Here is a 17,091-nt window from a genome sequence, read left to right as displayed (position 1 = left end):
AGAATGTGAATGGAAGGCTGTTTATGCTGTACTTAAAAAAACAAAACCTCCCCAAAAACCACCAACACTTCATGAGATGATTATTATGATAGCCAAATTAGGTGGCTTCCTTGCCAGAAAATCAGATGGTTTTCCCGGGCCAAAGGTTATGTGGCAAGGCTTACAGCGTATGCGTGATTTTTCCATGGCTTGGATAACTTTCCATGCCATGGATGAAAATTGAACAAATAGATAATAGTTGTGTATAACGCAATGCCCTCACGGTCGCGGCTCGGTTTTCTTAACTTGACAGTGGTCTTGAACGCATTTTTTACGAAGGCTCTTATAATGTAGGCATGTTTTTATTGCGAGTTCTGTAATTGATCACAATGACTCATTTTGATATAATCACATCAGTTTTATTAAAAGGATGTACTATGCCTGATCATACGTTTAAAAACTTCAATCCCTACGCAGAGCTTGGCTTAAATAAAGATGCAGATCCGGACACAATCAAAAAAGCATACAAGAAACTGGCAAAAAAGCATCACCCTGATCGAGGCGGTGATGAAGAGCAATTCAAACGTATTCAGGCAGCTTATGAAATTCTTACCCGAGAAAACCAGGAAGCGGAAGGAGCTTCCGGGTATGGGTTTAATTTTGATTTCGATGAGGAGGCGTTAGCGCAAGAGTTTGTTGATGAACACGATAATATAATATTTGATTTTACCGGATTTCTTTTTGTTCTGACTAATACCCTTGAAAAAATTGATGCTGACATTGACGAAGCTGTCATCACTGAAATCAAAAAATTATACATCAAAACACGATCGATTCAGGAATTTTTGCGTAATGAAGACACAAGAGCTTTCGTCATTGATAAAATCAGCAGGGAATTAAAAGAGGCTGATGAAGAATTGTCGGGAAAAGAGTTTGATGATTTTATTGAAGATTATGAAGATGTTTTAACTGCTGCTGAAAATGCATTTTTAGGAGCAATGGTTCTTTTTGAGACTTTAAACCTGTTTACTCATGTGTTCCGCTCATTCACTTTCGATTTTAAATCAAAATTTCCCAAGGAATCCGAACCCTCTGCAGAGAAAGAAAAGACCAATAAAAAATACCGGGACCAATATGATCTTGAACGTGTCTTGCGCAAATACCCTGAACGCAAACGGCAAATCATCGATGAACTTGGCGATGATATTATTTCTTACTTTACTCCCAATCATTATGATGAATTGCTGGAGTTGCTTGATGAAACGCAGCGGGATCACATGTTAACCAGGCTGGATTGGTCTAAAGTGCAAAACCATAAATTTGAGTCAGTTTTCGCCACACTGAATCAAGCACAGCAGCTAATCGCTATCCCGTTATTGAATTGGAAAAATGCGTCATTACTTTTTTTGTTTACTCTCGTTAATTCATTATCAGAGGCAATCCTTCAACCTGTTTTTAAACACATGATAAAAGCAAACCCGCAAAGTTTCGCTGATAATTATGAAGCTCGAATTGCGGCTGCAAAACTTGATGCAGGTGCTTTTAGACTTTATTTAGATACGGCGAAAACAGCATTAAGCAAAAATTATGGTTTTCCATTAGCTGTTTTAAAGGCCTCTGGCATCACTGAAGAAAATGCTCAGGTCTATGTGGATTTTTATCAACCTGAAATTAGAGCATTTTTAAGAAAGAACCCTGTTCCTGCATTAGATATCAATCCTGTAGCCTTACCTTTTGTAGTGGCTGAGCTCTGCGAGTCTATTAAAACCTTGTCTGATATTAAAAGATATCTTGATTACGTTAACACCTTACCTCAACCACAGGTGAGTTATATTAATCTGTTAATGGAGCGGATTGATGCCTGTAATTTAAATGTGGATCAGATGATTTCTTTGTTGAAATTAGAGCGTGAAGGATTGTTTCATCAATGTATGGTGGCATACCTGTCTAGTGAATTACCTGTGTTCACCCTGAGCCCTAAACATCTTAGCGAGTTAAAGGCAGTCCTTAATACCACTGAGTTTGATGAATTATCTCCGAAATTTAAAATGGAAAAACCTGTGACTCCGGAACCAGTGCAACAAGAGAATAAAAATTTCTTCTTTTACCGCAATTTAGTCCGGGATCCTGTACTGCAAGATAGAATTGAGCGAGTATTGGATGCGTTGAAGGCATAAAATAGACCGCTAAGGGGCACAAACCGGCTCCATGTAGTCCCGATCCACGCCGCCCCCATCTACGTCGTCCTGAGCGCGTCTTTTTGCGCGAAGGATCTCCCAATTCTGGCAGGATGCGTAGCCCGGTCTGCTCGCAGCCGGGATCAAAGTGGCACCATGCCGCTTTCAGGAGATCCTTCGCGCAAAAAGACGCGCTCAGGACGACGTAGATGGGGGCGGTGTGGATGGGGACGAAGTGGATCGGTGTAATGCGAAGGCCATTCCCTGAAAACGTCGCTCTCTTGTGATACATTGTTTTATTATTTCCAGATTTTAAACTATGCTTATGATTAGACTAAAAAAGAGGGAAGAATCATGAGTGATGTGATTAAAAAACTGGAAGTAGCACTGGCTGATACTTATGCCTTATATCTTAAAACCCAAAACTACCATTGGCATGTGAAGGGGCCGCAATTTAAAAGCCTGCACGAATTATTTGAAATGCAATACAAAGAATTAGCGGAAGCAGTAGATCAGGTTGCGGAGCGACTTTTAATGATGGGGCATAAAGCACCAGCTACTTTTACCGATCTGAACAATCTGAAAACGATTAAAGACGGTAATTCCAGCTTAAGTGCCAATCAAATGGTGACTGAACTGGCCAATGACAACAGCATATTAGTCAAAGACTTGAATCAGGCCATCAAAATAGCCCAGGAAAATAATGACGAGGGAACTATTACCTTGTTAAGTGATCGTATAGCCGCTCACCAAAAAGCACATTGGATGCTGGCAGCTTCTATGGATATAAAATAAGTCGGGAAAATATCATGAGTTGGAAATCCAACTCATGATTAGAGGTGTGGAGACGGTTAAATCGATTACATTGAGGCAGGCGCAGGTTGAGCTGTCTCTTCTGCTACAGGTTGAATTTCAGCTTGTTTAGCACGAGGCACTCTGCATGCTATGTCCTCTTTAGTACGTACTGGTTCAATAGTCCAGCCTTCAGCTTTTAATCGGGTCAGCAGACCGTATTCTTTATGCATCAGAGGACCCTGGGGAACTACGAATAAAGCCCCGCCATTTATCAAGCCAGAATCTTTATCTACTGCCTGAAAATAAGACTTTTTCAGTAAGCCTTTATCACCCAACAATGGGGTCTTGGTCATTGGTGTATCTTGTGGTCCCTGATAACCACGTTTGCACCATTCATCAACACTTTTAATGGCCAACTCTTCAGTAGCAATAGGATGTCTTGCCATCAGTTCTTCTGCGTATTCAAAGCGGCCTTCCATATAATCATTGGCCAGACTTTCCCTGTCTTTTTTATCATTCTTGAAAGACATTACTATTCTTCCAATATTTGCAGGACCGGCAGCCAAAAACTTGACAATATTGTGAGGCTTGGTAGCAATTTTAAAGAAAGCAGTCAGTTCATGTACTGTAATGGAGTTTTTGGTTTGCATGGTAAACACAGGCATTTCGCGCTGATCTGCCATACTCACCAGTGTTTGGGTGACAGATTCTTTGGCATTAATTGTATTTTTCACACGATGGCATGCAAAATGTTGTGCATGTGGCGCCTCTTCGCCATGATGTTCTATGTTGTCCAGATCCTGATTATCATGCTCAGTACGCGCAGTCACTTCAAAAGGAAAATCCTTCTTCTTATGGTAGGTTCCAGCCTGAACAAAAATCATGGAAATTTCATTCATTAAACCAATATTTTGTATTGAGTCGCACACTTTTCGCACTTGTCCTAATTCCAGATGATTGTTAGTCGCAAGAAAATAGTGAGTCTGGTTATTGGGACCGATTGCTTTATACAGAACCGGAGTTGCAGTTGTTGCAAAAAAATTTGGTTTAGTCATAGCATAATTCCTTTTCTAGTGGTTAAACATAACACTGAGATGATATTTTCTGGACTACGTGATTTACTATCCGAAACGTCTCAACAGCGATGTTCTGATGCGTCCTTGCATCACGGGAATAGTATTACTTTTTTTTAAAATGAAATGCAATATAATATATATAAAAATCAATAACTTAATTTGAACTCTCAGCCTATAGAAAGTTCACTCTGTCAGGTCAGGTAAATTTGTGCCCGCTTATAAGCCTTAATGAAAAATAATAGGGTTATTCATTGTTATTTAACAAAGTTCATTTATAGTAAGGGTCGTTTATTTTATGGCACAGACTTGTAGCCCGGTCTGCTTGCAGCCGGGATCGATACAACAATCGAATTCCGTTGTTCCGGTTGCAAGCAAGCCGGGCTACAGGATTGCAATATTGACCATTACCCGATCCACGTCGTCCGGAGCGCGTCTTTTGGCGCGAAGGATCTCCAAATACTGGCACTATGCCACTTTCAGGAGATCCTTCGCGCCAAAAGACGCGCTCAGGACGACGTAGATAACGTTTATCTATATAGCAAAGGATTATCTTGTGTTGCGTTTTTTCTTCCCATTGAGCCTGTTTTTAAGTGCCGTACTCTTATTCAGTATTCAACCTATGGTTGCCAAAACGTTACTGCCTGTTTATGGCGGTACGCCGGCAGTCTGGACTGTATGCATGTTGTTTTTCCAGTTTGTATTGCTGGTTTCTTATGGTTATGTCTGGCTGCTAAGTTTTTTTGATAAGCCCATGGTCTGGCGGTTGATACATGGATGCGTCATTGCTTTAAGCCTGATAGCTGTCCCTCTCGCCCTTCACCCTGAAGCCATGAATGGGAGCCCTGAATGGAGTATTTTATATGACTTGATAAGGCAGTTGGGGTTGCCTTTGATTGTTATTGGCGCTTCGGCTCCACTCTTGCAGTTTGCTTACAGTCAGACTAAAGCAAAGGGAGCATCTGATCCTTATTATCTCTATATAGCCAGTAATCTCGGTAGTTTGATTTCCTTGCTTGCTTACCCTTGGCTTGTAGAGCGTTTTATCGGCTTACAAAAGCAGTTTTCTTTCTGGAGCATAGGCTATTTTACTTATTTAATTGTCTTGCTGATACTTTTATCTGGTATTCGCTATCAACCATTGCAGCGTCCGGCAGACGATAAACTGGAATGGCCCTGGCGTTCTATATTCTATTGGATTTTTCTGGGGTTTGTACCTTGCAGTTTAATGTTGGGGGTCACTTTATACATTAGTACGGATATTGCAGCTACCCCTTTGTTTTGGGTTGTGCCTTTGGCCTTGTATTTATTGTCCTTTGTCTTAACCTTCACCTCTCGACCATTCAAAGTGACGGAATGGCTGAAACGTAATTGCCTTTTCCTTCTTGTTTTTACCTTGTTGGGCTTTGTTCTTGGTATCAATCAGGTCAAAGCCTGGCAAGTGATTCTATTTAATTTATTAAGCTTTTTTGCTTTGGCACTTTTATGCCATAGTCAGTTATTTCAGAGCAGGCCTAAACCGCAATTATTGACGTTGTTTTATTTTTGTCTGGCTTTGGGAGGTGTTTTGGCTGGGGTATTTAATGGCATTTTAGCCCCGCGGTGGTTTAATCAGGTTTATGAATATCCCTTGGCCCTTTTATTAAGTTTATTGGTTCTTCCTTTACCCAATACCTTCAAGGGGTGGTGGGTTCCCGTTCTGGTGCTGATACTTTTATCGCTGCATTATGTCTTACCAGACATCCAGTGGCCTTTAGCGCTTTCACCATTTCAAATTATGGCAATCGCAGCTTTAGCCGTAGTGGTTCTATACCACAAAAGCAAAGGCAGCCTGATTTCATCTTTATTGATTTTATTCGTATTTATTTATTCCCCTGTTCTGCAGGAAAAAAGCATCCTATTACAAGAACGAAATTTTTATGGAGTAAAACAGGTATTATATAAGGGGGGTACTCATGTATTCATCAGCCAGTCTACGGTGCATGGTTTACAAGTCATTGATGAAAAGAAACCGCTGAACGGGTTTCGTGCTTACTACGGGGCTATAAAATCAGTGGTGGAAGCGATGCAAGGGGAGAGCAGTTCTCTGACGGTTAGTATCCTTGGTTTGGGAACAGGAACCATGGTATGTCAGTTTCGGGAGACAGATCATTTAAATGTAATTGAAATAGATCAGCAAGTGATTGATTTGGCAGAAAATCCGCAATTATTCACTTATTTGCGTGATTGTCCGGTACCCACTCAGCTTATTAAAGATGATGGCAGGCTGGCTTTAAATAAACTACCCGATGCTTCCCAGCAATTAATTATTTTGGATGCTTTTAATTCCGATGCTATTCCTGTGCATTTGATGACGCTCGAAGCATTCACTATGTATAAGAAGAAGAGTGCGGAGAATGGGGTGATTCTGGTCAATTTAAGCAACAGGCATTTGCAGTTGCTTCCCGTATTGAATGCTGTAGGTCGCTCGCTGGATATGATGGTATTTTACCTGGTTCATAAAGGCGATCCCAAATTAGGGCAATTCAATTCGGAATGGGCTTTATTGACCATGAACCAACCCTTGGCGATGAAACTGATGCAGGGAACAGGGTGGCGCTTTGTGGCTGATAACGAGCAGTTATTATGGACCGATGATTATTCGAATATAGTCCCTTTATTCAAATGGTAGCTCGGAAAGGGAGAACATAATCCCGGTTGCAAGCAAGCCGGGCTTGCTTGCAACCGGGATGGGAAACGGCTTACACTTCAGCCAGGTTGCCCTTGGTTTCCAACCAAATCTTCCTGTCACCAGCCCGTTTTTTATTCAACATCATATCCATAACCGCTTCAGTGCTTTCCTCATCATCCAGAGTCAACTGCACCAGACGGCGTGTGTTGGGATCCATGGTAGTTTCCCGCAACTGAATGGGATTCATTTCACCCAGGCCCTTAAAGCGTTGCACGTTGACCTTGGCTTTGGTGGTCTTATTCAAATGGTCAATGATGCGAACTTTCTCTTCATCATCCAATGCATAGTGAACAATTTTTCCGGCATCAATACGATACAGGGGCGGCATGGCAACAAACACATGGCCTGCTTTTACCAAAGGTTTGAAATGGCGTAAGAACAGAGCACAGATTAACGTGGCAATATGCGCTCCATCCGAGTCCGCATCCGCAAGAATGCACAATTTTCCATAACGCAAACCAGCCAAATCATCAGAACCCGGATCAACACCTATCGCAACGGAAATATCATGAATTTCCTGCGAAGCCAGTACTTGCGATGAGTCAACTTCCCAGGAATTCAGAATCTTTCCTCGTAAGGGCAAAATAGCCTGATAATCTTTATTACGCGCCTGCTTGGCAGATCCACCAGCAGAATCCCCTTCCACTAAAAACAATTCTGCCTGGCTTAAATCGGTTTGCAGGCAATCTGCCAGTTTACCTGGCAGGGCAGGGCCCTGACTTACTCGTTTACGTGCCACCTGTTTGGCTTGTTTCAAACGCTTTTGAGCACGATCAATGGCCAGAGCCGCTATGGCCTCACCCTGATTTCTGTGCTGATTAAGCCAAAGGGCAAAAGCATCTTTAATCACATTACTGACAAAAGCGGCTGTCTGGCGTGAACTTAATCGCTCTTTGGTTTGTCCGGCAAATTGCGGTTCTTTCATTTTCACTGATAATACATACTGACAGGGTTCCCATAGGTCGTCTGCCGTCAGTTTCACGCCACGGGGCAGCAGATTACGTAATTCGCAAAATTCAGCCATGGCATCAAACAAGCCTGACCGCAAGCCATTGACGTGAGTACCGCCCTGAGCGGTCGGGATTAAGTTGACATAGCTTTCATTTAATCCGGTATTGATTGTATCAGACCAGACGAGAGCCCAATCAACAGTTGCCTCATCATTTTTAAATTCACCTGAAAAAGGCTCTTCCGGTAAATAATTGTCTGGCAGAGTTTGGCTAAGATAGTCGACCAAACCATGTTCATAACACCAATTTGTTTCTTCGTTGGTGGCTTTGTTGATAAAGGTCATAGATAAGCCAGTGCAAAGCACCGCCTTGGCTCTCAAAACATGTGTAAGATGTTTTACGGAAATTTTGGTGGTATCAAAATATTTGGCATTAGGCCAGAAGCGGATAATGGTTCCGGTATCGCGCTTTTTCGTCACTCCGGTTTCATTCAGTTCACAGAGTTTATCGCCATTGGCAAAGGACATTTCATAGACAATACCATTGCGCTTAATCGTCACGTCTAATCGGTCTGCGAGAGCATTCACCACAGAAACGCCAACTCCATGCAAACCACCAGAGAAACTGTAGTTCTTATCAGAAAACTTGCCGCCAGCATGCAAGCGGGTCATAATCACTTCCACACCACTCAGGCCCAGTTGCGGATGCAAATCTACAGGCATGCCGCGGCCGTTATCTTCAACCTCCACTGAACCGTCTTCATGCAAGGTCACACGGATATGGCTGGCAAAACCGGCTAGCACTTCATCCACGCTGTTATCAATCACTTCCTGAGCCAAATGGTTAGGGCGTGTCGTGTCGGTATACATACCAGGACGCCTTTGCACGGGTTCAAGGCCACTTAAGACCTCAATGGCTTCTGCAGTGTAGTTTTCTGACATAGCTAGTCCACTCAATTTAAATTTGGCATATTTTAGCATACATCATAAGCGAACGGGCTGAAAATGGGTGAAATTGAAAAAAAATCGAAGATACGTAGCCCGTATTAGGCGTCAGCCGTAATACGGGAATTAGCCCATTGCCACCTCGATCCCGTATTACGGCTGACGCCTAATACGGGCTACACGCTGATACGAGCCGAGGCATTGACCATTCCCAGATTACGCTGTCCTGAGTAGGTTCAAGGTTCGAAAATCCCCCACCATCGCAACTACGTCGTCCTGAGCGCGTTTTTTTGCGCGAAGGATCTCTCGAAAGTGGCATGGTGCTAATATTTGGAGATCTTTCGTGCAAAAAGACGTGCTCAGGACGATGTGGATCGTAGCTTTATTTGTTGCGAGCTATTCCATTCTCTTGCTACAGTAGGGGATTATTATTTTTTGGCTAATCCATGCAAAACACTGCTGAAATTAATCAATTGTCAGTTGCTTTTCACAGTCCGGGTAAAACAATCACTGCTCTGGATGATCTGAGCTTTGTTCTACATCCTGGTGAGACTTTGGTTTTACTGGGGGAGTCGGGGTGCGGAAAATCGCTGACTTCTCTGGCTTTGATGCGTTTATTGCCTCGTTCCGGAGTTTATGGGGTTGAGAGCCAGATTATTGTTGATGGCGAAAATATTTTAAATTTGCCTGAACAGATGATGCGGCAACTGCGGGGGCGCAGGCTGGCAATGATCTTTCAGGAACCGATGACTGCTTTAAATCCGGTTATGACTATTGGGGATCAAATCTCCGAAGTCTTGGTACGGCATCGTGCGTTAAGCAAAAATGAACTGAGAGAAGAGTTGATTTCTCTGCTCACTGAAGTAGAAATGCCCGATCCTCATATCCGTATTCACCAGTACCCCCATCAATTATCCGGCGGCCAAAAGCAAAGGGTAGTGATTGCCATGGCTTTGGCCTGTAATCCTGATATCCTGATTGCTGATGAGCCCACAACGGCACTCGATGTCACCATACAAGCCCAGATCTTAGCCTTATTAAAAAAACTACAAGCCAGTCATCAAATGAGTTTGTTGCTGATTACCCATGATTTAGGGGTAGTAAAAGCTATGGCTGATCGGGTCTGCGTCATGTACGCTGGGCAAGTGGTAGAGCAAGCTCCAGTTAAAGAGTTTTTCTCACGTGTACAACATCCTTATGTCCAGCAATTGTTGGCCTCTTTACCTTCTTTTGCCAAAAGGGACGAGAAATTATCAATTATTACGGGCAATGTACCCACTCTGGATGCACTTCCTTCGGGATGCCGCTTTCATCCGCGCTGTATGTATGCCTTTGATCGCTGTTCCAGAGAAGAACCACGTTTGCAGGAAATAAAAGGGCGCGTTTTACGTTGCCACTTATACCCTGAGATTCAGCAATTACCGCCATTAGATAAAAAGAAAATGTCCTGGGGGGCGGCACGTGAACAGTCTGAAACTATTTTTCAGGCACATGATTTATCAGTATATTTTACCCAGAAAAAAGGATGGTTTGGTGCGAATAAAAAGCTATTCAAAGCAGTAGATGGCTTGTCCTTTTCTCTGCAGAAGGGGAAAACTCTGGCTTTGGTAGGTGAATCTGGCTGTGGTAAAACTACGGCCAGCCGTGCTGTATTGCGTCTCTTGCCTGTTGCGGGTGGAGAGGTGAATTACAGAGGGCAAAATGTTTTGGCTTTGAATTCTCGTCAATTGCGGGAATACAGAAAGAAGGTACAAATTATTTTTCAGGATCCTTTTTCTTCTATGAATCCGCGCATGACTGTCGGGGAAATCATCGCCGAGGGCATGTATGCCCAGGGTATGAATACTTCAGTCATTAATAAAAAACAGAAACAACTGATTCAACAAGTGAATTTGCCAAGCACTTCCCTGCATCGTTACCCCCATCAGTTTTCAGGAGGGCAGCGACAGCGCATTTGTATCGCCAGAGCCTTGGCTACAGAGCCTGATATTTTAATCTGTGATGAGCCAACCAGTGCGCTGGATGTGTCTGTGCAGGCACAGATTCTTAATTTATTGAAGGAATTGCAGCAGGAAACAGGAATATCCTATCTCTTTATCACCCATAATATGGCCGTTGTTTCTTATATTGCTGATGATGTGTTGGTGATGAAAGAGGGGGTAGCTGTGGAATACGGCTCTTGTGAAACTATTTTAAAACACCCCACTCATGCCTATACCCGTCAACTGCTTAGTGCGGTTTTGGATTAATTCGATCTCTATAAGCTCAGGACTTGTAGCCCGGCCTGCTTGCAGCCGGGTTTCAGTGTATAGGTGCAGGAAATAAAGTACGTGCAGGTATCACTGTTCCGCTTCCTGACGGTCGCGGCTCGGTTTTCGTGCGCTCGCAGATACTTCATCGTGCATCGGAAACCGAGCCGCGACCGTCAGGAAGCGGAATTTTTGTTGTGGCACAGAGCCTGATTTAGTGCGTAGCTCAGTTCATTGCCATATGACGCCAGATTTTTTCCTTCATGTTCTCTTAAGCATTAGTATGTTATATTTTCACACATTTATCTATTTTATATTCAAGAGGTTCTGGCTGTATGACTCGGATTATAGATGCATTAAAGTTTAATACTATCGATGAAGTAAAAGATTATTTACTTGGCCAGCAAGTACCGCCACTGTCTGAAGAGAAAGAATACACACTCAGGATTTTATTGGCTTTAAGCCAGAATGCCAGTAATGACGATCTGAAATTAATCAGGGAAGTACAAACCAATCTTGAGATCAATCGGATTTTATTAAAAGATTTGGCTGGATTATTTGATTATCCCCCTTACCCTAAACTGCAGGATTTTGCTCATGAGTTGAGTAAAGATTCTCGTGAGCTGCAAGCTTATGTACGGGCTTTTGATAAAGATCCTGTAGACTTACGCGCTCCAACCCTGAATAAAAACAGATTCGTCAGCAAAACCACTTTGACTATTTTAAAAGAACAATTTGATATTGATGAAGTAAAACGCGTGGTCGCGGAAATCAGAAGTGTGACTGATGGTTCCTCATTATCAGCCAGACAACAGTTTAACCTGGTGCAACAGGTCATCTACATCAATGCTATAGGTAAAGATTTTCCTTTAAATGTAGCCAACCAATCGGTAGAAGATTTAACTTCTGTAAGCAGGGCTACATTAAGGCGCTTGTCGGATGCATTAATTGCACAGGTGAAAGAACCCTTGCTCGGCAGTCAAATACGATTAAAAGCCCAATTAAATTTATTGGCTGTAATGCGTGAACAATATTACCGTTGTTCCGGTGTGTTTCTTAACTCAACGCAGATTATGTCACTTTTACTGACTATTAATAACTTTCAATACCATCAATTCATTGATGTACCTTCAGAGGCAGATAAAGACAGTTTGCGGGTTTTCCTGGCAGCATTACAATGGGTACACGCACGTGACAGCAAAACCTCTGTTGCGGTACGCACCGATTTGGAAATTGAACGCGCCAAAAGCAAAAGTTCAAGTGACTTTTATACTTTTATGGGCATTCCTTCAATGCCAATGGACAATAGCGAGAGCATCCATCAGGTAACTGCGACTCCATTGGAATTGATTGGTCTTGGTTCCAGATCAGATGTCAATTTTGCTTACCGTATTCCTGCTCATAAAAAAGGTTCACAGGAGTCTGCGGAAGGTTCCCTGATCAATCACCCCGAATATTTATCCAAAATAAAGGAAGCGTTAAGGACAGCAAAAGATGGCCAACCCATTTTATTGATCGCAAAAAATGCTGCAGAAGTGGTGGCATTGACTGATTTGTTAGAAGAGTTCCTAAGAGATGAATTGGATGACGAATATACTGTTGAAACCTTTACTGGCACTGAACCAGAGAAAGTTCGCCGTCAGTGGTTGAAGGACAAAGCAGGAAAAACCAGCCATCTGACGATTACTACTCCGTTTTTGGCAGGGCGGGCTGATTTTGATACTGATTATAAAGAAGGCTTTCTGGCCATTCAGACCTATATTGGCCGACCTAATGAAAACCGCAAAATTATAGAGCAGTTCTCCCGAGAAAAACCAGTTCAATACATCGCCCTTTATGAAGATAATGGTTCCATTGAGAGCTGTTCTGACAGCTTTGTATCCAAGCGAGGCAAAGAAGTCTTTCTTGAGGCACTGGCAGCACGCCATCGTTTGAACAGTGAAGAAGCTGCTGTAAAACAATACTATCAGCAATCAGCATCTACCATACAACAAGTCGTTTTACGGCAATTTGATGAATGGAAAGCCTTTTTGCATTTGGTTTATCCTCATTCTGAATGGAAGGTTCTGGATTCTCAACTGTCTGTCCAAAGAAAAGCTTTAGTTGATTTATTGGATCAGGAGTGGACACGCTTCCTCACGGCAACAGATCCTATGCATGTTTATGCCAGTCCTTATATACGGCGTAACGAGGATAACAAACTGGAAACAGCCGTCCTGGATCTGGCTCTGGATGAATACGGGCATCACGCAGAAGCTCTTTGGAGTGCTGAGCGCGGACAGCTTAAGTCAAAAGTAGAAGGCAGAATTGCCAAGGGCTCAGTGAATGCATTACGTTGCCAGTATCTGGAACAAATTGAATTAAATCAGCAATTAAAGCTGCATAAACTGGAAGTTCGGGCGAATAAAAAAAGTGTCGCCCAGGAAGAGAAAAAGGCTCGCAAAGCAGTAGAGTCTGCATTGGATGTTTACGGTGCGCTGCTTAAATATTCTGATGACACTGTGAGCTCTTACAGACAACCTTTCATCCAAAACCAAATCAAGTTGCTGGCCAATGATCTGGGTAAAAAGATCAATCAAACATCGCTTGGTTCGGGAGTGAAAGCTTATCTGTGCGATCAAGTGAACAAAGCAACCAGTTTCCGCGCTTTGGCACTGGTTTTGATTGAATACGATCAATTATGGAAAGATAAAGACAAACCAACTGAGAAATACCGTATGCAGCCGGTGATTACCGAATTGTTGAGAGTACATCAGCAATCAGGTGTTGGAGATGATGCAGAGTTACAACGCTTGAAAGCACTCTATTTGGATAATGTTGCTACAGATATCGTTGACCAATTGGAAGAGGCACTGTCCTGGGCCAAAGAAGAAAATAGAGGCTTTTTATATTGGATTGAGCGTACTGCTGTCAAAGAAGCTGCTCAGGATTTGCTGAATGCCGTGGAAGGGGTGAAACGTTCCAGAGATCCGGTATTACAACAGGCTGCAATTAAAAATCTGTATAAAAAATTAAATCAGCACCAGGCTCAGCTTGAAGATTTATGGATTTTTTCTTTTGGCCACAAAAATACACGCGATTTGATCAATCAAACGCTTGCTACTTTGAATGATGTGACCGTTATGGGCAGTGGACGAGATGAATTGGATGCGCATTTCATCAATGAATGTAAAGAGGAAGCGCATAGTCATGTAATAAAACAAAAGTTCAAAACTGCCCTGAGAGAACTGGAGGCACTTAATGCACCATGGCTTGCAGAAAATAAAGAATGGCAGGCAATCACTGACAGGCTGAGATTTATTCAGGGCAAGAATGCATCCCTTTATGCCATTGATGAAATGTATCATTTTGTCAATTCGCAAAGTAAGAGTTTAGCTCAATCCACATCACCCATTTTTGCTCCTTTAATTCAGTTGCGAGGTACCTTGCGTACTCTTTGGAATGACATAGAGCAAAAGCACTCTGATTTGCTCCAGGAATCAGGCCATTTTGATCTTAAAGCAAAACAAATTAAAGAACAGTTACGTACTCTTAAAGGTTTTACTGTTAAATCAGTGGAATTGAGGACTGGTTCTACAGGTTTTGCCGATTACTATGATTTGCTGATTAAGGGCACTGGTTCACATCCTTTATTGAATAAATTCACCAGTTATAATTCGCCTCTTGGTCTTTGGACTAAAGAAATAGAGAGTTTGTCACAGAGTCTGGATTTGCTTAAAGTACGCCGTTCAAAGCTTATTGATTTAAAAGAGGAGCAATTGCCTTTACTGAAGTCAGCTCCTGATACCATTAATCTGGCATTATTTTCAGATCAGCACCAGGATAAAATAAGAAAAATTGTAACTTTAAAAGAATATGCTGAGGGTAAAGTACCTACCGATTTGAGCGCGTTCTCTAAAACATTGCAAGATGCTTTTTTTGACAGAAATCTGCTAAAAAACTTTAAGTTAGATAGCTTTACTTTAGCTCAAGTGGCCCGTTTAAAAGATGAGCGACTAAAAGAAGAGCTGACAGAATTGTATCGCAAGATGCATCCTGAAACAGATCCTGCAGTGCAAAATAGAACCTGGTATCAGCGTATTGCTTCATACCTCACCAGTCCTTTTTCATTGCAGGAAAGTGCAGAAGACTGGGCTTATCAGCTTACAGCCATAAAAAATTCTGTGCATAGCTATGTAGTACAAGAATTAAATCTGGAAATTGTGCGCGAAAGTAATGCTTTGGATGCTGAGATAGCTGACATGTACGCCACCATGGGGACTGAAATCCAATCCCTGGCGGAGCAAGTTACATTTCTGCAGGAACGAATTACGGAAGAACAGAATAAAGGCAATGCTATGGTACGCCGATTTAATAGCATGAGTGACGTTTATGATTTTGAAGCTGAACTTTATCGTGATGAGCCAGGCCATCAAATTCTCGAAACAAGTGACGATTCGTTTGATTTTGATAGTGAAAGCGATGAAGAGGCAGCTTCAAGCCCAAGAGTATTCTAGTGCTAACTTAAGAAAAGTGATCTCAGAGTCCTGGCAAATTGCTTAACTAAGAGGGGTTTATTTAAAATAGGCGTAGCCTTGATGCAGCGATAGCGCTGAGTGATCCTCTCATAATTTTAATCTCGTAAAAAGATGTAAATAAACAGGATGATCAGCGCAAGTAGCCCCTCCACCTCCGGGGGGCTACTCTGCGGACATAAGTTTGTACAAATTCCAACCACAGAACATTTCATGAAATTTTTTAAGCCCTCGAGCGAGGATAACGGGTCCAGGAGGTCCTTCACTTTTCGTGTAACAATGCCATCCCCCTAAACGGGCAATAATCCAAGCAGCCCAAGCTAAATTATCTTCTGGATAAGGATTTTGCTGTTTTATGGTTTTGCCTTGGATTCTGACTAACAATCCTCTTAAAAAGACTTGCTCATCGGGTGTAAAGAGATCGGATGTTTTTAATTCGGTAGAGCCATCTCGTGCTGTTACTAATTGAATCACCTTGAGTGCCGCAAACAGGGCAAATAAAGAGAGCTTCATCAATGACTCCCCTGATTCAACCTGACTTTGCTCTATATCGAACCCTTTTGATTTGGTGGTACGGAATACTTGTTCTATGTTCCAGCGCATCTGGTACCATATAATGATTTGCTGCGCTTGCTCAAAGCTCGCTACGGGATGGCTTGTATACAAACGCCAATGAATGGGGTCTTGTCCAGCAGGACATTCTATTTCTTTTGCCTCAACCACCCATAGTTTTATTGATGGTGAAGCACATTTATCCGTGCACTTTTTAGGCCGTTTAATCTCTATTTCACCATATTTGATGCTGAGTAACGCTTCTCTTTTTTGTCGCTCTATTCGTTCATCCCCACGAATGCTAACGCTTATCCTGCCTGCTTCTTTTGTATTATCAAGATAATCATACAGCGTTCTATAATCGCTATGTACAATAAGCCTATCACAACGGGTTCGAGTGATGATGTGGGTGTTTTGTTTAGGAATACGATCCATATATTCATAGATATCGCTTTCTCTGTCGCCTATAAAGGTGACTGAGGCTGCTTTCGACAACACTTTTGCCCCTGATTCAGCGGTACTAATCCAGCGATAAGATTCTTTTTCTTCTATCGGCAACTGTTGGTACTGTTCATCCGCTTCTTTGGTGCGATTCCATACAGTCACTTCAGCACATCCAATAGCACCTCCTGTATGAGCATCCAAAACAATTAAAGGGTGCAGAAAAAAACCAGCATCTGTTCCATTACCTACTGTACCTAAGCCTTTAACCCGACCTGCTTTAGATTGATAATTATTTTCTGTGGTATCCTGGATAGCCAAAACATGGCGCTCACTAATCAAGGCTTTTACTCGGGCTTGCTCTGTATGAATAATTCTATTGGGAGTCACTTCAGGATGCCTTAGAAGTCGTTCAAATCGTTTCTTCTCCGCGCTATTATCGCTTAACTCTTTTATACATACCGTTATTCTTTCTACTATCCTTTGGAACAGCAACGATGAACTTTTTTTAAACGTTCTTCTACAAAAGAGCTTACTATACGAAATTCCATGACCACATCACGTCATCTGCTCAGTTAAAAAAAACAGAATACTCCTTTTTTCTCTTAGTACAACCAGTTCATTAAAAAATAAACCTCATTTTTTTAATGAACTGGTTTTATACAGACTTATGTCCGCAGAGTAGC

9 protein-coding genes are annotated in these 17,091 nt (G+C 42.2%); 6 read left to right on the top strand and 3 right to left on the bottom strand.

Features of this window, described 5'->3' with window-relative positions; genetic code table 11:
* The 3 genes from B094_RS0111950 to B094_RS0111940 form a co-directional block, all read left to right on the top strand.
* Positions 1-223 (top strand): IS4 family transposase (locus B094_RS0111950; protein WP_018578050.1); only part of this gene is annotated, 223 nt, incomplete at its 5' end.
* A 193-nt stretch (positions 224-416) separates the two neighbouring features.
* The gene (locus B094_RS0111945) at positions 417-2,156 is read left to right on the top strand and encodes a J domain-containing protein (protein ID WP_018578049.1); all 1,740 of its coding nucleotides are present in this window, start codon (positions 417-419) and stop codon (positions 2,154-2,156) included.
* A gap of 354 nt (positions 2,157-2,510) precedes the next feature.
* The gene (locus tag B094_RS0111940; protein ID WP_018578048.1) at positions 2,511-2,951 is read left to right on the top strand and encodes a Dps family protein; all 441 of its coding nucleotides are present in this window, start codon (positions 2,511-2,513) and stop codon (positions 2,949-2,951) included.
* A gap of 65 nt (positions 2,952-3,016) precedes the next feature.
* On the opposite strand, the gene B094_RS0111935 is transcribed toward B094_RS0111940, so the two are convergent.
* On the bottom strand, positions 3,017-4,006 hold the full coding sequence (locus B094_RS0111935) for a hypothetical protein (protein ID WP_018578047.1): 990 nt from the start codon (positions 4,004-4,006) through the stop codon (positions 3,017-3,019).
* A 574-nt stretch (positions 4,007-4,580) separates the two neighbouring features.
* Here B094_RS0111935 and B094_RS0111930 point away from each other — a divergent pair.
* Positions 4,581-6,695 carry a spermidine synthase gene (locus B094_RS0111930; protein WP_018578046.1) on the top strand — a complete coding sequence of 705 codons (2,115 nt, stop codon included), beginning with the start codon at positions 4,581-4,583 and terminating at the stop codon, positions 6,693-6,695.
* 70 nt (positions 6,696-6,765) lie between these two features.
* Here the strand turns inward: B094_RS0111930 and parE are convergent, their stop codons facing one another.
* A complete protein-coding gene (gene parE / locus B094_RS0111925) occupies positions 6,766-8,646 on the bottom strand; it encodes a DNA topoisomerase IV subunit B (protein ID WP_018578045.1) in 1,881 nt (626 codons plus the stop codon).
* A gap of 449 nt (positions 8,647-9,095) precedes the next feature.
* Here parE and B094_RS0111920 point away from each other — a divergent pair, with 449 nt between their 5' ends.
* Both B094_RS0111920 and B094_RS16560 read left to right on the top strand, forming a co-directional pair.
* Positions 9,096-10,898, top strand: coding sequence for an ABC transporter ATP-binding protein (locus tag B094_RS0111920; RefSeq protein WP_018578044.1), 1,803 nt, complete (start codon positions 9,096-9,098; stop codon positions 10,896-10,898).
* 335 nt (positions 10,899-11,233) lie between these two features.
* Positions 11,234-15,394, top strand: coding sequence for a hypothetical protein (locus B094_RS16560; protein ID WP_018578043.1), 4,161 nt, complete (start codon positions 11,234-11,236; stop codon positions 15,392-15,394).
* A 183-nt stretch (positions 15,395-15,577) separates the two neighbouring features.
* On the opposite strand, the gene B094_RS16200 is transcribed toward B094_RS16560, so the two are convergent.
* Entirely contained in the window at positions 15,578-16,900 is a 1,323-nt protein-coding gene (locus tag B094_RS16200) for an IS4 family transposase (protein WP_169334267.1), read from the bottom strand.
* Positions 16,901-17,091 lie beyond the last annotated feature (191 nt).

It is taken from the genome of Legionella shakespearei DSM 23087 (assembly GCF_000373765.1).
GTDB classification, from domain to species: Bacteria; Pseudomonadota; Gammaproteobacteria; order Legionellales; family Legionellaceae; genus Legionella; species Legionella shakespearei.
The sequence above is the reverse complement of the archived record's forward strand: the minus strand, read 5'-3'. Positions and strand labels throughout refer to the sequence as shown.